21 protein-coding genes are annotated in these 25838 nt (G+C 47.5%); 5 read left to right on the forward strand and 16 right to left on the reverse strand.

All coding sequences use genetic code 11. The features are described 5' to 3' along the window. Positions 1-22: 22 nt before the first annotated feature. Together UNH61_RS10845 and UNH61_RS10850 are read right to left on the reverse strand one after the other, a co-directional pair. Positions 23-691, reverse strand: a complete 669-nt coding sequence (locus tag UNH61_RS10845; protein ID WP_326992127.1) for a metalloregulator ArsR/SmtB family transcription factor — start codon at positions 689-691, stop codon at positions 23-25. Positions 692-706: 15 nt separating this feature from the next. Continuing rightward, positions 707-1138: a rhodanese-like domain-containing protein gene (locus UNH61_RS10850; RefSeq protein ID WP_326992128.1), complete on the reverse strand. Its 432-nt coding sequence runs from the start codon at positions 1136-1138 to the stop codon at positions 707-709. Positions 1139-1544: 406 nt separating this feature from the next. Here UNH61_RS10850 and UNH61_RS10855 point away from each other — a divergent pair, with 406 nt between their 5' ends. Beyond that, positions 1545-2756, forward strand: a complete 1212-nt coding sequence (locus UNH61_RS10855; RefSeq protein ID WP_326992129.1) for a hypothetical protein — start codon at positions 1545-1547, stop codon at positions 2754-2756. Between the two features lie 356 nt (positions 2757-3112). Further along, positions 3113-4246 carry a hypothetical protein gene (locus UNH61_RS10860; protein WP_326992130.1) on the forward strand — a complete coding sequence of 378 codons (1134 nt, stop codon included), beginning with the start codon at positions 3113-3115 and terminating at the stop codon, positions 4244-4246. Positions 4247-4394: 148 nt separating this feature from the next. Here the strand turns inward: UNH61_RS10860 and UNH61_RS10865 are convergent, their stop codons facing one another. From UNH61_RS10865 to UNH61_RS10915, 11 genes are all read right to left on the reverse strand, one after another. Then, positions 4395-5072, reverse strand: coding sequence for a hypothetical protein (locus tag UNH61_RS10865; protein WP_326992131.1), 678 nt, complete (start codon positions 5070-5072; stop codon positions 4395-4397). Between the two features lie 133 nt (positions 5073-5205). Beyond that, positions 5206-6198, reverse strand: a complete 993-nt coding sequence (locus UNH61_RS10870) for a hypothetical protein (protein WP_326992132.1) — start codon at positions 6196-6198, stop codon at positions 5206-5208. A gap of 112 nt (positions 6199-6310) precedes the next feature. Next, positions 6311-7801 carry a RagB/SusD family nutrient uptake outer membrane protein gene (locus UNH61_RS10875; protein WP_326992133.1) on the reverse strand — a complete coding sequence of 497 codons (1491 nt, stop codon included), beginning with the start codon at positions 7799-7801 and terminating at the stop codon, positions 6311-6313. Between the two features lie 19 nt (positions 7802-7820). Beyond that, on the reverse strand, positions 7821-10997 hold the full coding sequence (locus UNH61_RS10880) for a TonB-dependent receptor (protein ID WP_326992134.1): 3177 nt from the start codon (positions 10995-10997) through the stop codon (positions 7821-7823). Between the two features lie 158 nt (positions 10998-11155). Then, a complete protein-coding gene (locus UNH61_RS10885; RefSeq protein WP_326992135.1) occupies positions 11156-12211 on the reverse strand; it encodes a FecR domain-containing protein in 1056 nt (351 codons plus the stop codon). A 66-nt stretch (positions 12212-12277) separates the two neighbouring features. Further along, complete coding sequence (locus UNH61_RS10890) at positions 12278-12835, reverse strand: sigma-70 family RNA polymerase sigma factor (protein ID WP_326992136.1); 558 nt, start codon at positions 12833-12835, stop codon at positions 12278-12280. A 141-nt stretch (positions 12836-12976) separates the two neighbouring features. After that, positions 12977-14110 (reverse strand): TlpA disulfide reductase family protein, encoded by a 1134-nt coding sequence (locus UNH61_RS10895; RefSeq protein ID WP_326992137.1) that lies wholly within the window; start codon positions 14108-14110, stop codon positions 12977-12979. Between the two features lie 66 nt (positions 14111-14176). Then, a complete protein-coding gene (locus tag UNH61_RS10900) occupies positions 14177-14467 on the reverse strand; it encodes a chaperone modulator CbpM (RefSeq protein ID WP_326992138.1) in 291 nt (96 codons plus the stop codon). A gap of 10 nt (positions 14468-14477) precedes the next feature. Next, entirely contained in the window at positions 14478-15380 is a 903-nt protein-coding gene (locus tag UNH61_RS10905; RefSeq protein ID WP_326992139.1) for a J domain-containing protein, read from the reverse strand. Positions 15381-15437: 57 nt separating this feature from the next. Beyond that, complete coding sequence (locus UNH61_RS10910) at positions 15438-16397, reverse strand: Dyp-type peroxidase (protein ID WP_326992140.1); 960 nt, start codon at positions 16395-16397, stop codon at positions 15438-15440. 97 nt (positions 16398-16494) lie between these two features. Continuing rightward, complete coding sequence (locus tag UNH61_RS10915; RefSeq protein WP_326992141.1) at positions 16495-17610, reverse strand: TlpA disulfide reductase family protein; 1116 nt, start codon at positions 17608-17610, stop codon at positions 16495-16497. Positions 17611-17817: 207 nt separating this feature from the next. Between UNH61_RS10915 and UNH61_RS10920 the strand changes: the two genes are divergently transcribed. The 3 genes from UNH61_RS10920 to UNH61_RS10930 are packed head-to-tail and all read left to right on the forward strand — an operon-like array spanning position 17818 to position 22303. After that, positions 17818-18510, forward strand: coding sequence for a response regulator transcription factor (locus UNH61_RS10920; protein ID WP_326992142.1), 693 nt, complete (start codon positions 17818-17820; stop codon positions 18508-18510). After that, the gene (locus UNH61_RS10925; protein WP_326992143.1) at positions 18507-19763 is read left to right on the forward strand and encodes a HAMP domain-containing sensor histidine kinase; all 1257 of its coding nucleotides are present in this window, start codon (positions 18507-18509) and stop codon (positions 19761-19763) included. Before UNH61_RS10920 ends, UNH61_RS10925 begins: the two co-directional genes overlap by 4 nt. A gap of 59 nt (positions 19764-19822) precedes the next feature. Next, complete coding sequence (locus UNH61_RS10930) at positions 19823-22303, forward strand: outer membrane beta-barrel protein (protein ID WP_326992144.1); 2481 nt, start codon at positions 19823-19825, stop codon at positions 22301-22303. A 36-nt stretch (positions 22304-22339) separates the two neighbouring features. Here UNH61_RS10930 and UNH61_RS10935 read toward each other — a convergent pair whose 3' ends face one another. From UNH61_RS10935 to UNH61_RS10945, 3 genes are all read right to left on the reverse strand, one after another. Then, on the reverse strand, positions 22340-23317 hold the full coding sequence (locus tag UNH61_RS10935) for an aldo/keto reductase (RefSeq protein ID WP_326992145.1): 978 nt from the start codon (positions 23315-23317) through the stop codon (positions 22340-22342). Between the two features lie 79 nt (positions 23318-23396). Then, positions 23397-24296, reverse strand: a complete 900-nt coding sequence (locus tag UNH61_RS10940) for a helix-turn-helix transcriptional regulator (protein WP_326992146.1) — start codon at positions 24294-24296, stop codon at positions 23397-23399. A gap of 92 nt (positions 24297-24388) precedes the next feature. Beyond that, positions 24389-25822: a metallophosphoesterase gene (locus tag UNH61_RS10945; protein WP_326992147.1), complete on the reverse strand. Its 1434-nt coding sequence runs from the start codon at positions 25820-25822 to the stop codon at positions 24389-24391. Positions 25823-25838: the final 16 nt, after the last annotated feature.

The raw sequence follows: 25838 nt of genomic DNA on the forward strand, positions 1-25838 counted from the left end.
GTTAATGGTAGTTAAATGATTGTTATTGGTGTGGGTGCTCCACTGGTAACCCTCTCAACGCCCAGTCGGGAAACCCTTCGTTCATACGGGAGGCTTTATAGCCTTTCTTTTTCAGTATGGCTACCGCTTCATCGGCATACACGCAAAAAGGCCCGCGGCAGTAGGCAACAATCATTTTGCTTTTAGGCAAATTCTTCAGGTGTTTTCCGAGTTTATCTACCGGCATCGAGATGGCCCGGTGAATATGACCTCTGTTGTATTCTTCTTCAGGCCTTACATCCAGTAGTATCACCTCATTATTCGCGACCATTTTCGCCAGTGTTTCGGCGGGAACGGCGTTTATCTCCCCATATCCTTTCCTGAAATCGGTTACTATTTTTTCTATCTCCGCATTATACACCAGGCCTAACTCACGTAAACCAGACCAGGCATTGAATACATTTTCTCCGGCGAGGCTGTAATGAATGAAATTACCGTTGCGTGTGATACTAACCAGTTTGGCGTTCTTTAAGGTTTGCAGATGCTGCGACGCGTTGGCCACAGACATACCGGTATAATTGGCTATCTCTTCCACAGAAAACGGTCCCTGTGCCAGCAGATCTACTATTTCCAACCGGTGCGGATTGCTCAGGGCTTTTGTCACCTTCGATAATTCAGCATACACTTTATCTTTAAAATCTCTCTTATTCATACAAATATGATTTTATCATTCCTGGGTAGGGTATTTTTTATCCAGCCAGTTGACCTTTATATTTTTGGGCAGATCGAGCAGTTTGGCATTTTTGAAGCCCATTGCAGTCAGTGTTTGAAAGGCAGGGCGTATATTGGGGCATTTGTCAAACGGACAGCAGCCACAATAGATCACCACCTCTTTATCTTTCTTCACGTTTTTCAAATATGCTTTGAGTTTTTCCATACCGGCCTGTTCGTGGGCAGGGCCTATATCAACGGAGCCTTTGATCAACGCACCGGGTCCAACGCTGAGAATGAGCAGGTCGGCGGTCTGATGCGCGGAGATCTTATCAGCCAGGTCGGCGGGAGCCATTAGCTGGCTGCTATTCCAGGGATCTTTCTGCTGGGCAATGATTTTATTGCTGAAGGCGGCAAGTGCAAGCAGGAGTATGGTGATATATTTCATGGTGGTATTTTTTGTAAAGGTAGGTAAATCTATTCAATGAATAAATTGAATTGTTGGATAGAGGCTTTACTCCCATAAATACCAGGTCTCCATCAAAGAGAATTACCTGGGCATAAAAAAACTCAACGCAGATACCGTGCGTACCAGGCTATTATTTTAGCAAAAATATTTGAAATGTTTTTTTTGTTATGTAGATTGTGCGTATAACCAGCAAACCGGATCTGTAAAATATTAGGTTTCAGTTCGGGAATAAATTCAGCTATTACACAAAATGTAGCTTATATCTATGTAGTCATGTATTGTAGCCCGTTGGTCTATGTTAGCCTATACTACCGTACAGCCAATTGGGGATGAAAATAGTTAACACCAGATGTCAATTTCTTTAACTCAGTAAATTACCTGAAAAATGCGCATTATCCTTGCCTTATGTTTCATCATGACATTCTTTTTGATGCCTGTAACAGCTACCTGTGCTACATCAAATGCCGCCCCGGGCGATTGGATAACTATTGGAAACACCAATGGTCCTGCACCGGCTTATAGCTTGCTTTACTACAAATTCCTGCAGCTCAATGCTGACACCGACCGTTATGAAAGCATCTATGAAGTGAGCGTTCAGGCAGACGCTAATTTCTTTAATATGCAGGGAACATACAGAATAAGGGTGGATAAACATGAATGGACGACTGGCGGAAGATTTGATGGCATGGAGATAAAATGTATCTCCGGTAATCCAGGTGCTGCCTCCTTTTATATTTACAATAACGCTCTGTGGTTGCGCTCCAACTACCTGTGGGGGATAATCGTTTATAGGACGGTAGGGGACTGGAGTGTAGGCTCGCCCCTGAATACCAGCCCTTTCAGTCAGACAACAACAGCGCCAACAGGCTATTTAACCAGCACTGCTTCCTCTGGAATGAAGTGCGACTTTGATAATAACAAATTTTACCCGTTATCTTATGAAGATGTATATGGCAATGTGACTGTATCAGGAAAGTTGGGAGCCGGCACGGTGCCTGCTTATGCGCTACACACAGTTGCACGGGGAAATACTAACGATGCCGCCGCTTTTTTATGGGGCGAAAATTATGGAGTAGCTGTGGGTACGCAGAACGCAAGTGCTTCGAATTATTCTTTTGCTGTGCTCAATAATGCTACTTTCGACGGTGCAGCTGCTCCGGGGGGAACCAGACCTTTATTTTATGTACGTGGCGATGGTAACGTAGGCATTGGCACATTCACTCCACAGGCTAAACTGGCAGTTAACGGCGACCTGCTTGCAAAAAAGGTAAGAGTTACCCAAACCGGCTGGGCCGATTTTGTTTTTCATCCGGACTATCAGCTGCCCGGTCTGCAACAGGTAGAGGAATATATCACGCTACACCGCCACCTGCCCGATATTCCGGCCGCCGAAGTAGTGGAAAAAGAAGGATTGGATGTAGCAGAAATAAGTAAAAAGATGATGCAGAAGATAGAAGAACTGACGCTGTATATTATTAAGCAAGACAAAAAGATGGCAGAACAAGACAAGAAGATAGCAGAACTGACAAAAGAAATGAGGGCTCAGGTAAAAGTAAATGCACAGTTACAGGAGAAGTTGAAAAATAATGATAGATAGCAATGAATTAATAACTGACCTGTTGAATAGAAGGGGAGAAGTAATCGCAGATACCGTGCGTACCAGGTTATTATTTTAGCAAAAATATTTGAAATGTTTTTTTTGTTATGTAGATTGTGCGTGTAACCAGCAAACCGGATCTGTGAAATATTAGGTTTCAGTTCGGGAATAAATTCAGCTATTACACAAAATGTAGCTTATATCTATGTAGTCATGTATTGTAGCCCGTTGGCCTGTGTTAGCCTATACTATCGTACAGCCAATTGGGAATAGAAACAGTTAACACCAGATGTCAATTTCTTTAACTTAAATAAATTACCTGAAAAATGCGTATTTCCCTTGCCTTATGTTGCATCATGACATTCTTTTTGATGCCTGTAACAGCTACCTATGCTACATCAAATGCCGCCCCGGGCGATTGGATAACTATGGGAGGCACCAATGGTCCTGCTCCGGATTATAGCCTGTATTATTATAAGTTGATGCAGGTTAATGCAGATTCCAATCGTTATTCGGGCATCTATGAGGTGAATATTTCGGCGGATGCCAACTACTTTAATATGCAGGGCACCTACCGGATAAGAGTCGATAAATTTGAGAAAACACCCGGCAGGTTCGATGGCCTGGAAATAAAATGTATTTCCGGTAACCCTGGTGCTGCCACTTTTTACGTTTACAATAATGCTTTGTGGGTACGTGCAAACTTTCAATGGGGGCTTGTTACGTACCGTACGGTTGGCGAATTTGGGCAAGGGACACCCTTGAATAGTTACCCTTATAATCAGACAACAACAACACCAACCGGCTATTTAACTACTACTGCTTCTTCCGGAGTTAAGTGCGATTTTGATAATAACAAATTTTACCCGTTATCTTATGAAGATGTATATGGTAATGTAACTGTATCAGGGAAGCTGGGAGCCGGCACTGTCCCTGCTTATGCGCTGCATACAGCTGCACGGGGCAATACCGGCGGTGCAGCGGCCTACCTTTGGGGCGAATACTACGGAGTAGGTATAGGTACGCAAAATGGCAGCGCTTCTACTTATTCTTTCACGGTGATCAATAATGCAGCTGCTGATGCCACTGCCACTGTTCCGGGAGGCACCACGCCGTTGTTTTGTGTACGTGGCGACGGTAACGTGGGAATAGGCACATTCGTGCCACAGGCCAAACTGGCGGTTAACGGCGACCTGGTTGCAAAAAAGGTAAGAGTCACTCAAGCCGGTTGGGCTGATTTTGTATTTCATCCGGACTATCAGCTGCCAGGTTTGCAACAGGTAGAGGAATATATCACGCTCCACCGCCACCTGCCCGATATTCCGGCCGCCGCAGAAGTGGAAAAAGAAGGACTGGATGTAGCGGAAATGAGTAAAAAGATGATGCAAAAAATAGAGGAGCTGACGCTATATATTATCCTACAGGATAAGAAGATAAACGAGCTGACAAAAGAAGTGAAGGCTCAGGCAAAGGGGAATGCACAGTTATAGGAGAAGGCGAAAAATAATGATAGATAGCAATGTGCTGATAACGGACCTGTTGAATTACACAACGGGTCCGTTATCAGAATAGAGAGTGGCATTGGCGAAATTATTTCAGTTTATTTGCAACAAGCACCCCGCCATTGTTTCAAGCCTATCAATAATAACAAACCTCTTTCGTTCCCGGAATCTTTAGTTCGTACTCCCCGAACTCGAAATGATCCAGCAATGGTAGTTTGGGCAACTTATAGTTATACTTCCGGCTACTTTTCTTTGGAACCTGCGTATTGACTGGCTCTCCATCACAACCGCCATCCGGAATAAATGAAACAATGATATCCCCGGTCGAAAAATTAGCCTCATATACAGTATTACCATAACAATTGGTCGAGAGCGTCAATTGGGAACCAATCAGATACCAGTCATTATCCTGATAACGGAAAAGATGGGTATAGTAGGTAGTATTTCTGTTCCCAAAGAATTTTTCCTGTTTGATTACAATGCAGTTCCGGGCAATGTTGAGGTCTTTAACTACTATCGTGAACAACGATTGCTTGTCAGCCAAATTACCTAGTATCGCCTTGTGCCAGAGCGTTAAGTCGGCCCCGGCAACTTTACAGATATACATGATCCTGGTAAAGTGGCCGTCTTTGCCCGCCGGAGTGTCGTAAATAAAAACCTTTTCTTCTTTCCCATCGCGGTCCAGATCTCCCGTCGCTTCCGCAACTCTTTCATAGGAGGCAGGTATCTTAAAGGTTCCGTTTTGTGTCAGCAGCGTGAAAGGGAATAGCAAAAGGACTAACAAATATTTCAGTGTCATTTGAAAGGATAACATCAGGCGTTCGGTTTTATTCAACGATCTGGCCCAAGTTACAGAAACTTAGAGGAAATACCGGTAATCATCTCCGGAATAGCCACCAGCTTCAAAAACGGCATGCGTGAAGCATGCCGTTTTCTTTCTATCCTGATCACCGGTAACAGGAGCCCAGCTCATCCAGGCTGCTGTTGATGTTAGGATTATACTCGTTTAAAGACCAGATGGCGCCGGTATTGATATCAGCTACATAGAGGTCATAACCGCCTACAGCACCGCTGCGGGTACTGGAAAGCACCACATAGCCGGTTGTACAGGGGAAAGCATCGGAGTAATCGGCATTGCTGTTGTTGAAGGGCAGCCGGGTACGGGTACTGTTACCGAAGTAGCCCATGTATACCTGATCGTGATGATTGCCCGCACTGTACCAGCGGGAATAAAGGAAGGTAGTATTATCCCGCGTGATCGGATAGTATTCCTGTATATTGCTAACATTAGCCAACGCGGTTTTGCCTGTACCATTAATGTTTATCTGGTAGATGTCGGACGCACTGCCTGCTCCCTGGGCAAAGAGCAAACCGGTGGCATCATCTGTATAATACGGCATTCCCTCTTCTATATTAGGGGTATTGGTAACGCTATCGGTAATGTTGCCATTCAGCTCCATAATCCGAAGATCATTATTCTGCTTGAATGCAATGCGGTAGCCGTTGGGCGAGAATTTGGGATCTTCATCGCGCTTCCCGTTTCCCGCGGTAAGATTTACGGGAGGGCCGGCGCTGCCAATATCCCAGATGAAGATATCCCAATCGCCCGAACCGGCAGGTTGTCCCATGAATACTATTTTAGTAGCATCAGGGTTTAAATGCGCGTTCATGGGATAGTCGATATTCCAGTTTTGGTTAAGCCAGGTAAGCTGATTGGTACTGAAATCATACAGATACATGCGCGTGCCCGCGCAGCCATAACAGCTGTAACTGTGGTAAACCAGCTTTCCCGTCAGTGCTGGTTTTACAGCATTTACTGCGGCAACGCTGGTATTGGTATCCGGCTTGTTATCAGTACCTGCAATGGCCTTGTCGTTTTTGGAGCAGGCACAAGAGAGTAGGGCGCCAGCTAAAGCGGTGATAAAAGATAGCATTTTCATACGTTGGAAGTTTTGGTAAAAGAATTACGAATCAGGAATGAATTGAATAATATCAATCGCGAATGTCTTCACGCTATTTCTTCATTCTTTATTCCCAATTCGTAATTACCTGTTAATATCCTTTGTTTTGCGTAAGCTGAGGATTCCTGTTTATTTCACTCTGAGGAATGGGGAGCAGGCTTTTCTCGGCTGTGATGCCGTAGTTCACCTGTACAGGCGCACTTCCGTCGCAGGAAAGCACATATTCTTTCAGGTTACCCATTACGTCGATCAGCTTATTCATGCGCACCAGATCATACCAGCGCTGGCCTTCGAAAGCCAGTTCCAGTCTGCGTTCCTTCAATATAGCATCGCGTATGGCCGATGGTGTGGCGGCTGTTACCGGAGGCAGGTTCACCCGTTTGCGGATCTGATTGTTGACGATGCCCAGCGCTTCACTACCATTGCCGGTTTCATTCAGCGCTTCTGCTTTCAGGAGCAGAATATCCGCCAGACGTATTTTGCAGATGTAGTCGCCGCTGGCCCAGCCACTGGCATGTTTCCATTTGTAAACGAAAGGAATCTGACCGGAGGTGGCGCAGGGCTTCCAGTATTCATCGGCCCACGCTGCATTATCGAAGGTGATATTGGCGTTTTTCCGGATCTTGTCGCCCTCATCATCGTAAGCACGCACCAGGTCTTTGGAAGGAGTACTGTATTTGCGCCAGTCGTCTTTCGTGATCGACGGTGGTAACACCAGTTGCGGCCCCCAGTTGGCCTGTGGCGTATTTTCAATGAACTGTATCTGGAAAATCACTTCCTTGTTGACATAGTTACTGCCGTCGAACAGCGAGGTGTAAGAAGAACTGAGCTGGTAACCCGCCGGGCTATTAATCACGGCATCGCAATAACTGAGTACCTGCTTATAGTCTCTCCCGGGCATCTGCGCGCTCACCCGTGCGAGCATAGCGTTTACGGCGCCTTTGGTGATGCGGGAGGTACTTAAAGATGCATTGTCGTAGCTGTCGGGCAGCACCAGGGCATCCTGCAGATCTTTCAGTATGGCTGCATATACGTCGTTTTCGGATGAGCGGGGAACGTTGGCCTGGGAGGGTTCTACCGCGCCAAACTTCGTCACCAATGGCACAGGGCCGTACATCTTCACCAGTTCAAAATACATATACGCCCGTATAAACTTAGCTTCAGCTATGATGCCTGCCCGGCGCTGGTTAAGATCCAATGCAGGATCCTTTACACCATCAATTTTTTCAAGTATCAGGTTGGCTTTGGAAATACCGTTATATAACAGCTGCCAGTTAGCAAACACCCTGGTATTAACGGTGCTGATTTTAAGCAGGTCGTACTGATTGATATCTGCGCCATCTCCGCCGGAATAGGCATTGTCGGACCTTACATCTCCCAGGAGCATATCATCCCAGATAAAATATTCTCCATAAAAAGTGGTGTACAGCCCTATCAGCGCTGCTTCCATATCCTGTGCGGTCTGGTACGCATTCCCGGTGGTGGCGCTGGATTCCGGCGCCAGGTCCAGAAATTTTTTACAGCTGCTCACGCTGCCCAGGCAGATCATGAAAAGAAGTATATAGCAAATTTTGTTTCGCATGTTGAAATGATTTTGTGGGTCAGAAAGAAACATTCAATCCTGCAATTACCTGCCTGGTTTGCGGATAAGTGCCGAAGTCGATACCAATGGCGCCATTCTGTCCGCCGAAGGCGCTTACTTCCGGATCATAGCCTGAATAACGGGTAGCGGTCAGCAGATTCTCTCCGGTTACATAAATGCTGGCGCCGTTGATCCGGCAGCGTTTAGTCACCTGATCCGGGAGCCGGTAACTGAGTGTCACTGCCTTCAACCGCAGATAGGAGCCGTTTTCCACGAACCTGGAAGATATCCTGGAATTGGAAACGTCGTCGGGTACGGCTTTGGGAATATCGGTAACCTGTCCTTCTTTGGTCCATCTGCGCAATACGGCAGTCGATTGGTTGCGGTAGTCGTTCATGCCTTCAATTTCGATCCGGGTACCATTGAAAATATCGTTGCCCTGTACTCCCTGCAGGAAAACAGAGAGGTTCCAGCCTTTGTAGCTAAGCGTATTGGTAAGGCCATAAGTGAACCTGGGATTGGCATTGCCGATCACCGTTTTGTCGCCATCACTTACATCGCCGCTTTTGTCGAGGTCCGCATAGGTCATCATGCCGGTTTTAGGATCCACGCCGGTAGCTACGTATCCCCAGAAGGTGCCCAGTGGCAGCCCTTCCCGGATGGTAGAAGTTTCTTCCCGCTGTGGCAGGGCGCCAATCGGCAGTATTTCGTGTCCGATATCTATCACTTTATTCCGGTTCAGCGAGAAGTTGAGATCTGTGTTCCAGCTGAACGGACCAGTGAGGTTTTTGGTACTGACGGTGAACTCCAATCCTTTATTTTCGAGCTTCCCTATATTCTGCAGGGCGCTGGTGAAACCGCTGGAAGTAGCCAGAGGCTTGTCGAACAACAGATCGTGCGTATGTTTCAGATAGGCGTCGGCAGAAAATATAATCCTGGATTTCAGTATGGCGATGTCGATACCAATATTATGCTGCGTGGTAGTTTCCCAGCGGAGATCCCTGTTTTCGGGTGTAATAGGAGCTGTTCCCGGTTGTACGCCGCCGCCCATCACGTAGTTATTGTTGGTGCCCACCTGGCCATACCAGGCATAAGGAACAATATGGTCATTACCTACTTTACCCCAGCCGAAGCGCAGCTTCAGTTCGTCGATATTCCGGACGCTTTTGAAGAATGGCTCTTCTGAAATGCGCCAGCCCAGGGAGAAGGAGGGGAAGTATCCCGTGCGGTTACCCGGACCGAAAACAGAAGATGCATCTGCCCTGAAGTTACCGGTGAAGAGGTATTTATCGGCGTAGCTGTAGTTGATGCGGCTGATAAACGCATCGTTGGAACGTGCGCTACGCGCGCCTGTGGCTTTGTTGATAACGGCCCCGCCGCCAACGGTTGGTACGCTGATACCCGAAAAGTTTTTGGTTTCTATCTGCGAACTTTCACTGCTGGTTTTGGAAGTACTGAAGCCGGCGAGTGCTTCGAGGTGGTGTTTATGGAATTTTTTAGAGAAGGTGAGTGTATTTTCAGACAGCCAGTAAACATTTTCGTCCATATTAAGATCTGCAATACCCTTATTTACCCGGCCCCAGTCTGTTTTGTAGGGATCAAGAAAATAGTTGTACTTCCCGGTGGTATGGTCGTATCCAAACAGACTTTTAAACTTCAGCGATGGAAGTAGCTGTACTTCTCCATAAATATTGCCAAAAAACCGGCTGTTGTTATAACCATTAGTGGAGCCGTCCGTATAGGCGACAGGGTTATGGAAGGATAAACGAAGCGGGTTGGCGGTAAAGGTGCCGTCGGGGTTGTAGATGCCTACTACCGGAGACATGGTCAGCACATTCATGATTACGCCGCCATTGCCGGAACCCCGGTTGTCGTCTACGTTGCGGTCGAACCACTTAGAGTAGGCGATGCTGGTACCCACTTTTACAAATTTGCCCACTTTCTGATCCAGGTTGATCTTAAAGTTATACCGGTTCATGGTGTTGGTGCGCACTACACCGTCTTGTTTCAGCCAGGCGCCAGACAGGTAGTAGGTGGTGGCGTCGTTACCGCCGGTGAGCGATACCTGGTAGCTCTGGGAAGCGGCATTTCTGAATACTTCGTCGTGCCAGTTGGTGTTGGCAGTATACTTGCTCCAATCCGCTACCTGCCCCAGTTGTGTCATCAGATCAATATATTCCTGCCGGTTAAGCACGGGCAGTTTTTTGGTGACCTTAGAGCTGCCGGCATAGGTGTTGAACGCAATTTGCGGCACCTGTTTCTTACCACGCTTGGTCGTGATCAGCACGACGCCATTGGCGCCGGCCGCTCCATAGATAGCCGCTGAGGAAGCATCTTTCAGTATCGTAATATTCTCGATATCGTTAGGGTTTATGTCGAAGGTGGTGGCGCTGGGTACTCCGTCCACTACGTAGAGTGGCTCGCTGTCGGCCGTAATGGAGGTAGTACCTCTGACCCTGATGGAGAAGCCACCCTGTGGCTTTCCAGAAGAACGAACCACCTGCACACCTGCTGCTTTTCCTTCCATGGAGTAGCCGAAGTTGGTAGCGGGGCGGTCTTCCAGGTCTTTGGCAGAAACGGTGCTCACAGCGCCGGTCAGGTCTTTTTTGCGCTGTGCACCGTAGCCTACTACGATCACTTCATTGAGTGCTCCTTTCTTTTCTTCGAATATCACATCCACTGTAGATTGACTACCTACGCGGATCTCCTGTTTTTCGTACCCGATGAAGGTGAACACCAGCAGATCGCCGGGGGCTGCAGCTATTTCATAATGGCCGCTGCCATCAGTGATACTTACTTTTTTCCCGGCTAATACGGTAGCTCCGGCCACCGGTTCGCCGCGTACGTTTTTTACAGTACCTTTTATAAGGTCCCGGCTTTGTACGGCCGCGCTGTCGCGCATCCTGATAACCACAAGGTTATCGTTCATGATCTGGAAAGTAAGCCTGGTATTGGCAAGGGCAGTTTGCAATACCTGTTGCAGGGGTTGTTCCACCACGTCAATATTCACTGCGGTGCCATTGGTGAGCAGGTTACTGCTGTAGGCGATACGATAGTTACATTTACTTTCGACCAGTTTAAAGAATTTTTTCAAAGGTAGATGCTCTGCTTTCAGGGTGATCTTTACATCCTGAGAGTATAACATCGCGGTTGACTGTGTAGCAAAACATAAGAGCAGGATTGCCAGAAATTTCATTTTTAGATGCATTTTAGCCCATAACCTCTCCGGTCCGGTGGTTCGGAATTGCCTGATTTTTTCCATAAATTTGAAATGTTTAGTGGTCAAAGTATTACAGCCACCTTCACCCGCAAAGTTGGGATGACTGCAATACACGCTGAACTGGGGGAATGTTGCTATTCCCCTTTTTTATTGGTTGATATGCTTACGATTGTGCCATTGATGCTGTATTGAAATGGTAAAATCAGTTGCAGCACATGCAGTGCCTGCGGTAGTGATTCTTTCTCGAAGACTGCCGTGTAGTGATAGCCGGTGGCAATGGTGCTATCTACCTGTATGGTCACGCCATACCAGCGTTCCATTTTGTGTGCCACCTCTTCCAGTGTTTCATCGTTAAAGGCCAGCTTGTCGTTGGTCCAGGCTGTTTCTGTGATCAGTTTATTTTTCGTTTGTACGTTGACGTTACTTACCTGCATAACAGGAGCCGCTGTTTGCTGAGCGGTACGGGATGCATTTTCCAGGATCACTTTCTGACTTGGCTTCAGCAGAATCGTTTTTTCGGTTCCATTTTTTAGGGTCACTTCCAGCGCGCCACTGATTAGCGAGGTTTCAGTTTTGCGGTCATTTTCATATGCCATCACGTTGAAAGAGGTACCGAGTACCTTTACATCCATTTGCCTGGTATGGATGATGAAAGGATGACCTGCGTCCTGGTGTACATCAAAGAAAGCCTCGCCCCGCAGGGTTAGGTCCCTGTTTTTTTTATTGAAAGATGGCGACAGGATCAGTTGACTGTTGGCATTGAGAATGACGCTGGAGCCATCGGCCAGGGTAACGGTTTTGCGTTCACCCGGAGCAGAAGCGATGATTTGGGGAGCTGTTGGGTGTTTACCGGGGAGTAGCCACCAGGCGGCTGCTGCAACAGCCAGCGCTAAGGCTGCAGCTACAGTTGCTTTTCCATACCAGGGCCTGATCCGGTGAACAGCCGCACCAGCCTGAGGTACTTCCAATATCCGGCGGAAATCTTCTGCTGCGTCGTCGGCCGCCAGCGGAGCCAGTGTGTCATGCAATAATATGACGGTACGCCGCGCTTTTTCAAGTACAGGGGCCTGGTCGGGAAATTGCTCCAGGTAGGCCTGCCAGTATTGCAAAGCCGATGCCTCCCGCCTGATGCTGTAGGCAATAAAGAGATCGTTGGTAATAAGTTCTTCAAACGTGAATACCTGGGTCATTCCTTCCGGTTTATAATTAACAGACGGAGGAACATCATTTATTTACCAGGTTTTGTAAAAATTTTTTTAAAACAGGTAAAACATAAGCAGCAAACGGTGCCTGGCATGCGGACCGTGCAGGTCGGCCAGGAGAAGCCGCATGGCCTTCAGGCCTTCGGAGAGGTTGTTGTAGATGCTACGGGAACTCAGGCCGGTCTGTACCGCGATCTGCTCATGACTCAGCCCTTCGAAGTATTTGAGTTTTATCACCATCTGGCAGCGGGGCGGGAGTTTTTGCCAGGCCTGGTGGATCTGCGCTTTCAGCCGGACTTCTTCCTCTGTGAGGATGATCTTTTCCTCGATGCTGTTGTCGGCCATTTCCAGCTCCATGACAGGCACGGATTTACCCTCACTGCGCGCATGATCCGACAGTTTGTTCCGGAAGCTCGCCGCGATGTAGTGCCTGGCATCCCGGATCTGCGACCAATCGATATTTTTTTCAATAAAGCCCAGAAAAATCTGATTGATCAAATCCTTGATCAGCTCGGGAGAAGCCCCCGCATTAAGGCCGATTTTGAACAAATAAGGATAATGTTCCCGGTAGAGAGCAATATAGTGTTCATTTGTATGAGAGGAGATCGGCACAGGGGGAAACTACGAAAAAGAATTAAGAATGAACAATGAAGAATTAAGAATGAACCAGCGCGAAGACATTAGCGATTAATAATTTTCGCGTTTACCATCTCGCAGTATTTTCTTAATTCTTCATTCTCTATTTTCAATTCATCATTGCAACAGCTCCTTCAACTTCTGATCCAGCGCTTCGCCCTCCAGCTTTTGAGCGATGATCTTACCCTGGGGGTCCAGCAGAAACAGCGTTGGTAATACCTGTACATTGAACTGGTCTTTGGAAACCTTACCCTGCTGATCGTGTGCCTGAGGCCAGGGATTGTTGTCTTGTTCCAGGGCTTTCATCCAGGCAGCTTTGTCGCGGTCGGTAGAAAGACTCAATATCTCAAAGTTTTTTCCTTTGTATTGTGCATACAGTTCACGCATATGCGGGAAAGAGGCTCTGCATGGGCCGCACCAGCTGGCCCAGAAATCAATCAGCAGGTATTTGCCCCTGAAGTCGGAGAGTTTTACAGCTTGTTCAGCAGCATTCTTCAAAGTGAAATCGGCCGGGGTGGCGCCATTAGCGCTTAACTTACGTGCACTGATCTCTGTATTGATGTCATTCCCTTCGCGGAGTGCTTTGATAGCCGGCGTTAGCTGCTGGTACAAAGTGGTCAGCGTTTTGCTGTCGAGCGAACCACTGTTGCGTTGCAGGATAACAGCCGCGGCGTAGGAGTCGCGATGCTGGCTAACATAGCGGGAAACAAGTTTATTGGCAGCTGTTTTTTCCATCGCTTCCAGATCTGCGGAGGCAGCAACGTTGGGCGCTTTGCTATACAAATTTTTGATGATATCAGGACCGTACTTTTGCTGCAGCTTTTTTACATTTTCTTCCGAGGCTTTCTCAAAGTCGGATGAGAAGGCGGCATATACCTGCTGGGCTGCACCGTCCGTAGCTGAATAATGTGTGCCGGTACTGTCAATACGCGCAATAACATGATAGGTGCCGGGCTTATCGATGAGGATGGCCTGCGGCGCATACCCTCCATTCACTTTCATATCGTACAGCGAGGCGAATATCTGCCGGTATGGTACATTAAAAGGTACTTCGGCTGAAAAAGTATTGTTGACAACTGTCATAGAATCGTACCGGTCCGGATTGCGTGTGTACATGTCGATACGGTTGTAGCCGCGCGTATCGCCAATGATGGTACCTTTGATGATCACTTTCTTTTCCTGCGCAAAGCTGCCTGTACTCAATGCCATGAGCAACAGCAATGCCGGGATGTTTACAGATAGTTTTTTCATGATAAAGTATTAAATGGTTGGTAAAAACTATATTCAATGGTTGATAAACAAGCGGGCCAATGGTGTTCAACGAAGATGTCCCAGTTCGTTTCTGAGTGTTTTCACTTCTTTCTGGAGTGTATGCATCCGCTGCAGCAGATGTTTAATGGCTTCCATTCCGGCCATATTGATGTCCAGATCATAGTGCATATGCATATATTTCTCCAGGTTGGTTAGCTCTTCGTAGGCGATATAAGTATCTTCTTCCGAACGGATCAGCGCTATCAGGCCGTGTTCATCCAGCTCCTGTACAAATGAGGCGTTGATCTGATAGTAAGTGCAACATTGCGTTACGGATATTCTATTAATGTTTTCCATATCTGATTTTTTAGCGCTCTTTTGCTAATTGTTCAAATAATTCTTTTTCCTTGTCACTCAGGTTGGTAGGTATTTGTACCTGCCACGTGATGTAGAGGTCGCCGAAGCTGCCTTCTTGTTTATATAACGGAAACCCTTTCCCTTTCAAACGTACTATGGTGCCCGTTTGTGTTTCGGGAGCCACTTTCATCTTTACTTTTCCACCCAGGGTGTCCACGATTTCCTCTCCGCCCAGGACCGCTTTATAAAGCGCCAGAGGTACGTCTGCGTAAAGGTCGTTGCCTTTCCTGACAAAGGCCGTATCATTTTTGATTTCAAATGTGATAAAGAGGTCGCCATTAGGGCCGCCGTTTATTCCTGGCGCTCCGTAACCGGTAAGCTTTATTTCCTGGCCGTTTTCTATTCCGGCAGGCACAGTTATCCGGATGCTTTTGCCGTTTATGGTGAAGGTTTGCTTGTGCGTTTTATAAGCATCAGTCAATTGCAACAGGAGGGACGCGTGATAGTCCTGCCCCCGGAAGCGGGCCTGTTTGCCGCCTCCACGGTTGCCAAACATGGAGGAGAAGAAATCGGAGAAATTCCCCTCTTCGTCTGAATACGAGTAGTATTCCTGACCGCTATCACCTCCTCCTGAAAATGGCTGCCCGGAAGACTGCTGTCGCCGGCGTGCTTCTTCAAACTGCTCTGCATGTTTCCAGTCTTTTCCATACTGGTCATATTTCTTCCTGTTCTCCGGATCACTCAGCACTTCATTGGCTTCATTGATCTGCTGAAAAATCTTCCCTGCTTCAGGATTGTTAGGGTTCAGATCAGGATGATGCTGACGCGCCAGCTTCCGGTAAGCCTTTTTTATCTCATCGGCAGTGGCATTTTTGTCGATGCCGAGGATTTTGTAATAATCAATATACTCCATCGCTTCAAATGTAAGATTTGTCTGATTAGGTGAAAGATAAGCAGCGCAGGTATACCCTTACGACGCACCATCGGCGGAATATTCATTCAGCATATCTGCCGTGGGCACAAAAAACAAGGTACCGGTTTGGGCAGTACTGAAGTCCAGTATCCGGTCGTAATTCCCTTCGGGAGCCCCTATGAACATCCTCTCCAGCATCTTGTGTGTGGTACTGAAGGTATTGGCATAAGCAATGAAATACGTGCCTGTTTCGCCTTTAGAGGGATGACCGAAGGGCATATTGTCTCTCACAATCTTCAATTCATTACCATTTTCATCTTCCAGGCCTGCCAGTGCGCTATGGGAATTACCCGGTTTTACATCATCCGCCATTTCGATATCGCTCATCTTGTACCGGCCGATCACTTTCTCCTGTTCTTCTGTGGATAAGGCTTCCCAGCCCTTCATATTGTGAAGGTACTGCTGTACAAAGAGGTAACTGCCTCCCTTGTACACCGGGTCTTCGTCGCCAACAAGGGCGAAATGCTGCCGTGCGTGGCCCACGGGGTTTTCCGTACCGTCCACAAAACCGAGGATGGAACGCCCGTCCCAATAACGGAATCCATGAACCTCCAGCACGCAGGTGGCCGCCGGACTTAACACCTTAGCAATAGCTGTGGCCATATCGAAACAGATGGCTGCATCGATGGCTCTCAGGTGAAAGTGCAGATCGCCGGGAGTGGCTACTGCTGTATGTTTGGAGCCAATAACAGGCTCGAAATTTTTCAGTTCCCGGGGCAGTGGAGTCGGCAGGCCCAGTTTGATCCAGGCGTCATGGCCTATGCCCATCACACAGCTGGTTCTGCCATTGGGCACGCGTATGGTAAAAGAATTGTTCAGGTTGTCTGCCAGCGCACAAAGTTGTTCAAATACCGCTTTGATATTTTCACCATCACCAAGCTTCCAGACAGAAAATATGGTGTTGTTGTTGGGATAGTCGGTGACGTTTTGAGATACAGGTGTTGTTTCTTTTGCCATATGCGATCAGCGTGATATTTGCTTCAAAGATGAGTTTTCTGCTGATCAAGTTAAACAAATTTGCAACAATCCAAAAAGGTAAAAGGAGAGGCGCGGGCTATTTATCGAGCAACATACTGAGCTTTTCTGCCAATGCCTTGCCACGGAGATTGATAGCAACAATACGGCCATCGGGCCCGATCAGGAAATTCTGAGGAATGCCACGCACCCGGTAAGCTGCCGCCACACTACTATAGGAACCTTTCAGATCACTGATATTCAGCCAGGGTAAATGATCCTGGCGGATCGCAGTAATCCAGCTTTCTTTGTTACCATCGAGAGAGAAGGCCAGTATTTCAAATCCTCTTGATTTGTACCTGTTATACGTCGCTGCCAACTCCGGCATTTCCTGGCGACAGGGGCCACACCACGAAGCCCAGAATTCCAGCAGCGTATAGCCTTTCAATGCAGACAGATGGATTTGTTTCCCTTCAGGATCCCGGCCGGAGACGTCTATGAGTGGCATGCCTACTGTCACCGGAGCATTTGCAAGGTATTGCGCTATCACCTGTCCGGGAGCAGTTGCCTGCAGTTTTGCGGGGAAGAACTTAAACAACGAACGGAGACTGTCTGCAGACAAATTGTTGCGGAGATAGAACAATTCCATCAGTGTAAAATAAACAGGGTTTTTTTGGCGGATGAAGTGGAGCCGGTAATTCCGTACATCCCGGTCAATACTATCCACACGCGCCAGTATGGTCTTGAATTTCACTGAATCTGCCGCATCCAGCCTGAAGGCGGTTTGCATCAGGCTGTCGCGCGCCTGAGAGAATGAACGCTGCCAGTTTCTCGATTCCACCCAGTACCGGTTATTTTCTGTGCCGGAAATCCGGGCATATTGCAGATCGGCGTAGTCGCCGGTAATGCTGACAGCTTTGTTTTCCAGGTATACGACCAGGTATTGGTGGTCGGGCGCGTGGAGGCGTGCTGTCACAACACCACTGACACCCCCTTTTAAAGAAAGCCGGCCGTTGACAAGGTAGCCGGAGTCGATCACCCGGCCTTCATCAAGATTGACGAGAAGGAGCTTCGTGCTGTCTTTTGCCCCTGTTAGTTCCAGGTTCAGATGATATTGGCCCTGAGCAAATGTTTGGCTGGCTGCAAAAAGAAGAATTATAAATAGTAGTTGTTTCGCGAAAGTCATGTATAGTATCGTCCAAAATGTATGGTTCAAATATATAACTATATTTGTAGTTTTGCGACTGTGTTTGTAGTTTTTTGTAAGAAGATAAGTTAACCAGATGAATATCATTTGCCAGAGTCCGTAGACCGGCCAGACATAGCCATTCCTGTCGCCCAAAATTCATATTAACTTAACACATCAGCAATATTTAATTAATCATTTTTGCAGAACCGAACATTTCTTTCAATGCTGTCAACTATGAGATTGCTAATTATTGAAGATGAAAAGCAACTGACCAAAAGCATCCATAGCTACCTGCTGCAAAGCAATTTCCTGTGTGATGCTGCGTACAGTTACGCAGAAGGCAAAGAGCAAATAGACAACGGCACATACGATTGTATCGTGCTGGATATCACCCTTCCCGGAGGAAGCGGGCTGGATCTGCTGCAATACATGAAACGCCGTAAACTCACGTCCGGCGTGCTGATCATCTCCGCCCGGAATTCGCTGGATGATAAAGTGAACGGACTGGAAATGGGGGGAGATGACTACCTGACCAAACCATTTCACCTTGCCGAACTGACCGCCCGCATCAATTCTATTATCCGCAGAAAAAACTTTGAAGGGAATAACATCATCTCTTTTGATAAACTGACGGTCAACATCCTGGATAAAACTGTCAGAAGCGGAGAAGAAGAGATCCTGCTGACCCGCAAAGAATATAAGCTCCTGCTGTATTTTATCAGTAACCGCAATCGCATCGTCACCAAAGAGTCTATCGCTGATCATCTATGGGAAAATGAAGCCGGCCTCGGCTACAATTTCGACTTTATATATTCTCATATCAAGAACCTCCGGAAAAAACTGATTGAAAAAGGCGGCCCCGATTGTATCAAAGCCTTCTATGGTATCGGATATAAATTTGTGGTAGAAGAAAGGGAGGTGGTATGAAATTAATGGTTCATTATAACCGCCACAATTTTATTATCCTGACGCTGTTGTTTATTCTCTCCGGTATCAGCAGCTATTGGCTGACCAGGAATGTATTGTTGTTTGAGTTGGATGAGAGTCTGACAGATGCCATGGGCAGGGTAAATTCCTATGTACAAACCTATCATGCATTACCATCTTCCACTGCCTATGATAATATGAGAATAGCGGTGGATGTTACCGATAAGCCGGTGGTTGTTCCATATCTTATCTATTCCGAAAGTTATATCAAAGTCAATGGCAGGGAACATACCGGCCGCACGGTGGTATTCTCCGTAGCCCTCCACGGGAAAATCTACAGGATCTCCATGAGTAAACCGCTGGAAGGCATCAGGCACATCACCTGGGCAGTGGTGCTGATCACCATGACGATGATATTGCTGCTGATTGGAATCCTTGCGGTAGTCAACCGTTTTTTTATTTCTAAATTATGGAAACCTTTTTATGATACCCTGAACAGCCTGATGAGCTTCCGGCTGAATAACCCCAAAACTGTTGAGTTCAAAAAGAGCAGGATAGAGGAATTCCGCATCATGAACGATCACCTGAGAATGGTAACAGCCAATGCACATAAGGAATATCATGTATTGAAAGAATTTACGGAGAACGCCTCTCATGAATTTCAAACACCGCTGACCATCATCAGATCCAAGCTGGATGTGCTCCTGCAGCAGGACAACTTCACCGAAATCCAGATAGAACTGCTGACAGAGGCTTACGGCGCCGTTACGAAATTATCAGGCCTGAGCCGGTCGCTGCTGCTGCTCACCAAAATAGAAAATAATCAGTTCAGCGAACAACGGGAAATAGCCCTGCATGACATGGTACGGCAGAAGGCCAGCCAGTTTGAAGAGATCTGGGAAAGCCGCAGGATCTCCCACCTGCTGGAGGTGCGCCATTGCTTTGTTAGCATAAATGCCGACTTACTGGAGATCCTCCTGAACAACCTGTTCAGTAACGCTACCCGGCATAATAAGCCCGGCGGCCATATTGCCGTTTCCCTGGATGCCCACTCCATGAACATCTCCAACACCGGGATGGAGCATGCATTGGATGGAGAACGAGTATTTTCCCGGTTTTACAAGGGAACGGTGAATAATGAGAATAACGGGCTGGGGTTGTCTATCGTGCGACAAATATGCATTTCCTCGCACATCCATCCATCCTACGAATACAGGAATGGCATGCACAATTTCCTTCTCAGCTGGCGTTAAAGCATGCTACAGAAAGCTACCAGAATTGGCGATTAACTTGCATCGCATAACCTGGCGATATGACCTTTAAGAAAACAGTACTGGCTGCAATATCTATTTTATCTGCATTATTTAGTTATGCGCAAACTGCCGATCCGGCTGCTTTAACGCTGAAAGCTGTTGTTCGGGATGCAACAGGGCGTCAGGCGTTGAGCGGCGCACTCGTGATAATAACATCTGCCGGCTCCGGCAAGAATTATAAAACCATCGTAACAGATAGTACCGGCACCTTCGCGGTTAACAATATACTCCCTGCTACCTACCGCCTCAGCGTAAAATATACCGGCTATGATCCTTACGCCGAACAGTTTACTATCAAAAGCTCCGGAACAGGTGTAATAGAAAAAGAAATCCTGCTGCACATCAACAGCAAAATGTTAGGCACTGTAGAAGTGACCGGAAAAAAGCAACTGGTCGAAAACAAAATCGACCGGCTGGTGTATAACGTGGCCAATGATGTTACCTCGCAGGGAGGAATGGTAACGGATGTGCTGAGAAAGATTCCACAGGTGACGGTAGACGCTTCCGGAAACGTAGAGCTGCTGGGAAACCCCAGCGTCCAGTTCCTGATTAACGGTAAGCCATCTACGATTTTCGGAAGCAGTATTGCTGATGCCCTGCAGGCCATACCCGCTTCGCAGATCCAGAGCATAGAGGTGATGTCGAGCCCCGGTGCAAAGTACGACGCCCGCGGAACCGGCGGTATCATCAATATCATTCTTAAAAAGACCAAGACCCAGGGCTTCAGTGGCATTGTCAATGCTACCGCTGGCACCCGACTGGAAAATGGTTCGCTCAACCTGAACTATAAAGCTAATAACCTGACCCTGACCGGATATTTCAACGGAAGCGCACAGCTGAAAGTTAAAACCAGGACCGAATCCCAAAGGAATGCATGGGATTCCCTTTCAACGGATAAATATTATCTGCAACAAAACGGGGTAAACGATTTTTACCGCAACAGTTATCAGGCGGGCCTGGGAGCCGATTGGTCATTTACTGCCAACGACAATATTTCCTTCTCTCTCAGCTATAATCACTTTGGCAACAGCAACGATGGGGTCATCAACCAGTACAGCAATACCCGGAATATGAACGGGCATCTGCTGGAGGAAACCTATAATATCAGGAATGCCACTAATAAGCTGAACAACGGCGCCCTGGATCTTACACTGGATTACCGGCATAAATTCAAACGCGATAAGCAACAGCTTTCCCTCGTATTATACAGCAGTAACGGCAATAACCATATTTCATACGAACAAACGCAGCACTATACCGATAACCCCGCTATCTTTTCCGGCTCCCGGAGCAGCAATCCCGGAACCGACCAGTTGTTTAGCTGGGCGGTTGATTACGCACAGCCGGTTTCAAAGAGTGTATTGCTGGAAGCAGGTTTTAAAACAGAAATGGAGAAGCTGTCCAGCAACGCACAGGTATTTTCGTTCAGCCCTGCCGCCGGCGACTTTGTGCCAGACAGCAGGCAATCCTATACCTCCGTTTTCAAACGCCAGGTATATGCAGGCTATGTTTCAGGTACCATGAACCTGTTTAACTTTTTAAATGTGATAGCCGGCGCCCGTTGGGAGTACACCACCAACCATGCATTATACGACAAAGGCCCTCAGGAAGGGCTCCCGGATTACAGCAATGCAGGGCCTTCCATTACCATCTCCCATACCTTCAAAAAACAGCAAACACTTTCTTTCAGCTATGCTTACCGGCTGGAGCGCCCCGATTACCGGGATCTGAATCCCTTTGTGAATCTTGCCGATCCGCATAATGTTACTATGGGTAATCCTTTTTTAAGACCCGAGGTGGGCAATGATTTTAAACTCGCTTTTAACCAGAATTTCAACGGCGACAATAATCTGAATATCGTATTGCTGTATACACGTAATAGTCCTGATATAAAGTCCTACACTACTTTCTATCCTGCATTTACGGTTGGCGACTCCGTTTACAGCAATGTGAACGTGACAAAAAGAGATAACATCGCTGCGGAAACGCGTATAGGCGTGAATATCTCAGGTACTTTCACTCCCGTACGTACTGTCACTATCAGGCCCAATGTACAGCTGTATCGCCGCCAAACGGATAATATCTATTCCATTCCTGCCAGGATAAATGGATTCGAATACAGGGCCAGCCTGAATGTGAACTGGCAGATCACCAAAGAGTTGATTGCAGAAGCTTTCGGTAACTATAAATCTGGTATCAGGTGGCAGGGCCGCCAGGCGGATTTCTACTCTTACACTATTGCCCTGAAGAAACAACTGTTCAATAATAAGGGGAGTATCGGTTTAACCGCAGTGAATCCTTTTGCCAAATACCTGCGGCAAAAAACAGTACAGGAGATGCCGTATCTGAATGCTACCAGCCTGTTGTATATCCCTTACCGGTCTTTCGGAGTGAACTTCATGTATAAGTTTGGAAAAGTGAAAGTCGGCAAATCGAAATATACAGAAGACCTGCTAAACAAGCCTCCGGTAGATAACTGATGATAAAGTGGCTCCGCATCCGGAGCCACTTTCGTTTTATAACGACCGGAGCCTGGCGATATCTTCATCGGTGCGGTTGCCATGAATCTTCATCGTGGCGAGTGCCGATTCTAAGGTGTCGTATTCCCCGCTGCTCAGTGTTACACCGGCGGCGCCAAAATTTTCCTGTATTCTTGCCTTTTGGCGTGATCCCGGAATGGGCACTATAAAATCATGCCTATGCAGCATCCACGCTAAAGAAATCTGTGCCGGCGTGGCGCCTTTTTCTGCTGCCAATTGGTGAAGCAGGTCCAATACCGGTTGGTTTGCCCTGATATTGTCTTTTTCGAAACGTGTAATGACCCTTCTGGCATCTATGCCGGTGAATGATGTTTCGGCATTGATTTTACCGGAGAGAAAGCCATTGGCCAAAGGAGAAAAGGCAACGAAGCCAATATTGAGTTCCCCGCAAAGCGGAATTACCTCTTTTTCAAACTGGCGTTCCATGATTGAATATTCGCTTTGAACAGCGGTCAATGGAGTGATGGCATGTGCACGCCTGATTTCTTCCGGCGTTGCCTGCGATTGACCCCAGCCCAGTATTTTGCCTTCTCTGATCAACTCGCCCATACACCAGGCAATGTCTTCAACAGGAATATGCTTATTCACTCTGTGCTGGTAGTACAATTCCACATGATCGGTGCGAAGGCGGCGTAAGGAATTGTTCAGCTTTTCCCTGATACGGGCCAGCAGTTTTTCCCGGGTTTCAAAGTTTTCGTTGTTGTCGGGCAGGAATTTTGTAGCGATGACTACTTTGTGCCGGATATCCTGCAACGCTTCTCCAACCAGCTCCTCATTGCTGCCCATGCCATATATTTCGGCTGTGTCGAAAAATGTACAGCCCATATCAAAAGCCGCCTGTATTAGTTGCTGCGCTTCGTCTTTACCCGGTGCGGTACCATATCCCATACTAAGCCCCATACATCCATACCCAATGGCAGATACTTCCAGCGCCCTCAGTTTTCTTGTTTTCATACTTTTCAATTTTTGAATAACAAAGGTGAGTTGCCGGGAGTTGGGGAGAAAGTAAAAGACAAACAATCTATTGCAAAATTCAAACATTTCTGAACTGAAGCGGGGTCATGCCGTTGTTTTTTTTGAAGAAGGTATTGAAATGGGCCGATTCCAGGAAGCCCAATGCGTAAGCGATTTCGGAAACATTCCAGGTGCTCTGCTTCAACAGGGTTTTGGCTTCTATGAGGCAGCGCTCGGCTATCAGCTGGGTGGTGGTTTTGCCGGTGATGGCTTTCAGCGCCCTGTTCAGGTGATTGACGTGGATGTTCATATGACTGGCGAAGTCGGTCGCTGAACGTAATGCCACCCGCTGATTAAGATCGTCGATCGCGTAGTGGCGTTCCAGCAACTCTATGAATAACGAGGCTATCCTTTCCGACGCATTGAGCTTATACTTTATCTGCGCCGCAGAGGAGGGCTGCATTTTCAGCGCAAAGTGAATCAGCTCCAGTACATAGTTCCTGAGTACGTCGTACTTATAAACGTAGTCTGACTGCATCTCTTCGAGCATGTGCCCGAAGATGCCTTCCACCCTGACCGCCTGCTCATCTGTTAATTCAAATGCGTGTATGCCACCCGGCTGATAAACCGGGTATCCGTTCAGGTTAGTGTAATGATGAAAGAAGTGCTGATTGAAGACACAGCAGTAGTTGGTATGTACCTTTGAAAGGTCGGCGCTGAGAGGAATCTGCGGATTGATGAATATAAGCGCCTGCTTATCTGTGCGAACTATCTTATCTGCAAACTGCAGTTCGCTTTGGCCGTACATCAATACCACCTTGTAAAAATCCCTTCTTCTGTACGCAGCAGGATCTGGCAGATTATCCGCGGTAAATTCCGTTTTCAATACATTGAAATGCCCGATATCCTGACGGATACTTTCCGGCATGGAGCCAATTTTTTCCCGGTAGAAATCTGCTATGGTTTCAATTTTTGCCATTGCTTAAAATTACAAAATTCAAACAACATAGCAGGGTACGAAAAAGGCCGCCCCAACGGAGCGGCCCTTTCAAACCAACAGGAATCGCTGGCTTATTTCGTTATGATGAATGAATCCACTTCTTTTCCATCTTCCGATAACTGCCGGAAGGTAATTTTTTTACCATCCACATCTGCAACAGTAAAAGAGTGAACGGCTGAAATAAACAGGTGGGTAAATTTCTGCCAGGAATCCGGATCATCCTGCTGATCAGCATTGTACAACTCCTGTCCGCCGGCACCTGTTACCAGGTAGATAATGCCGTTAGGCCTGGTTTGGGCGTGGCCGTCAAATTTTTTGTCGAGCTTCCAGGCGCCAGGTACCACGCGTCCACGGATGGTTTTATTGTCTTTACCACCTACCAGCAAAGTACCTTTCTTTTCGGGTTTGAAGGTCAGGGGATAGGTACGCTGGTAGTTGTGCACATGGCCGCTCAGCACCACATCCACTTTGCCTGCTTCCAGCAGGGGCGACAACAGGCGCATCTGCTGTTGTTCAAAATGATCCCGGGCGGAACTGAATCCCGGATGGTGAAACACGACTATTTTCCACACCGCATCCGCAGCGGATTTCAGGTCATCGGCTACCCATTTTTTCAGGGTGCTGTCTGTCCAGTCTACATACGTATCGGAATCAATGAATGTCCAGTGCGTATTACCATAGTTGAAAGAGAAATTGCTCATCACCGGATATGCTTTGCCGGCGGCCGTTTCGAAGGCCTTTTTGTTTTCGGGAGTACCTTTCAGGGCCGGTACTACTGCCCCACCTTCCCGGCTCTGCAGGCCATTCAGTGGCTGATCCCAGAATGCGTAGTAGGCCAGGGCATCGGGGTAGCTGTTCAGGTCCCGGGTATCGCCATCATGGTTACCTAATGCTGCCACGAAGGGAATACTTCTCATCAGCGGCGCGCCCTGCTCATTGGCGTCAGCAGCGTTGTATACCGGCCAGAAATTAGTACGGTATTCAGAAATAAGTCCCCGTTCATATACGATATCTCCCGGAACCACCACCAGGTCGGGGTTCGCCTGGTAAGCCATTCCGGCCAGTTTTTTAGCGCTGGATGTTCCTGCTCCAATATCTCCGAAAGCAACAAACCGGTAAGGCTGTTCCGCTTTTCTGGGCGCTTTGCCCTGAGCCGTGAATATTACCTGCTTATTTTTCAGTACACGGTAGCTGAAATTCTTGCCGGGGACCAGGCCTGTGAGCACCGTTCTGTACACTAGGTGAGCGGCTATATTGGCTACCGCTACCCGGTTCGCTGCAGGTGGAGTGGCCTTTTTCCAGCTCCCGTCGCCATCGGGCTTAAGCTCTACTTCCCAGCTGGCGGTGCTGTCGGCGCTGTGCCATAACAGCTCCAGCGTTGTTTCGGAAGGGTTGTATCCAATCTGCAGGTAGGGCGGTGTAATAAACCCGTTATTGCTTTGTGCGTTCAGCTTCGTTGAAAAGATGAACAATCCAAGTAATAAAAAATACACTTTGTTATACATGACACACTGTTTTAAT

It is taken from the genome of Chitinophaga sp. 180180018-3 (genome assembly GCF_037893185.1).
GTDB lineage: Bacteria > Bacteroidota > Bacteroidia > Chitinophagales > Chitinophagaceae > Chitinophaga.

Bases quoted from the DNA above. Each gene is read 5' to 3' on its own strand.
- UNH61_RS10880 (WP_326992134.1), bottom strand. From the start codon at position 10,997: ATGAAATTTCTGGCAATCCTGCTCTTATGTTTTGCTACACAGTCAACC.
- UNH61_RS10875 (WP_326992133.1), bottom strand. From the start codon at position 7,801: ATGCGAAACAAAATTTGCTATATACTTCTTTTCATGATCTGCCTGGGC.
- UNH61_RS10900 (WP_326992138.1), bottom strand. From the start codon at position 14,467: ATGGAAAACATTAATAGAATATCCGTAACGCAATGTTGCACTTACTAT.
- UNH61_RS10920 (WP_326992142.1), top strand. From the start codon at position 17,818: ATGAGATTGCTAATTATTGAAGATGAAAAGCAACTGACCAAAAGCATC.
- UNH61_RS10865 (WP_326992131.1), bottom strand. From the start codon at position 5,072: ATGTTATCCTTTCAAATGACACTGAAATATTTGTTAGTCCTTTTGCTA.
- UNH61_RS10905 (WP_326992139.1), bottom strand. From the start codon at position 15,380: ATGGAGTATATTGATTATTACAAAATCCTCGGCATCGACAAAAATGCC.
- UNH61_RS10895 (WP_326992137.1), bottom strand. From the start codon at position 14,110: ATGAAAAAACTATCTGTAAACATCCCGGCATTGCTGTTGCTCATGGCA.
- UNH61_RS10940 (WP_326992146.1), bottom strand. From the start codon at position 24,296: ATGGCAAAAATTGAAACCATAGCAGATTTCTACCGGGAAAAAATTGGC.
- UNH61_RS10930 (WP_326992144.1), top strand. From the start codon at position 19,823: ATGACCTTTAAGAAAACAGTACTGGCTGCAATATCTATTTTATCTGCA.
- UNH61_RS10870 (WP_326992132.1), bottom strand. From the start codon at position 6,198: ATGAAAATGCTATCTTTTATCACCGCTTTAGCTGGCGCCCTACTCTCT.
- UNH61_RS10885 (WP_326992135.1), bottom strand. From the start codon at position 12,211: ATGACCCAGGTATTCACGTTTGAAGAACTTATTACCAACGATCTCTTT.
- UNH61_RS10850 (WP_326992128.1), bottom strand. From the start codon at position 1,138: ATGAAATATATCACCATACTCCTGCTTGCACTTGCCGCCTTCAGCAAT.
- UNH61_RS10935 (WP_326992145.1), bottom strand. From the start codon at position 23,317: ATGAAAACAAGAAAACTGAGGGCGCTGGAAGTATCTGCCATTGGGTAT.
- UNH61_RS10945 (WP_326992147.1), bottom strand. From the start codon at position 25,822: ATGTATAACAAAGTGTATTTTTTATTACTTGGATTGTTCATCTTTTCA.
- UNH61_RS10845 (WP_326992127.1), bottom strand. From the start codon at position 691: ATGAATAAGAGAGATTTTAAAGATAAAGTGTATGCTGAATTATCGAAG.
- UNH61_RS10855 (WP_326992129.1), top strand. From the start codon at position 1,545: ATGCGCATTATCCTTGCCTTATGTTTCATCATGACATTCTTTTTGATG.
- UNH61_RS10925 (WP_326992143.1), top strand. From the start codon at position 18,507: ATGAAATTAATGGTTCATTATAACCGCCACAATTTTATTATCCTGACG.
- UNH61_RS10860 (WP_326992130.1), top strand. From the start codon at position 3,113: ATGACATTCTTTTTGATGCCTGTAACAGCTACCTATGCTACATCAAAT.
- UNH61_RS10910 (WP_326992140.1), bottom strand. From the start codon at position 16,397: ATGGCAAAAGAAACAACACCTGTATCTCAAAACGTCACCGACTATCCC.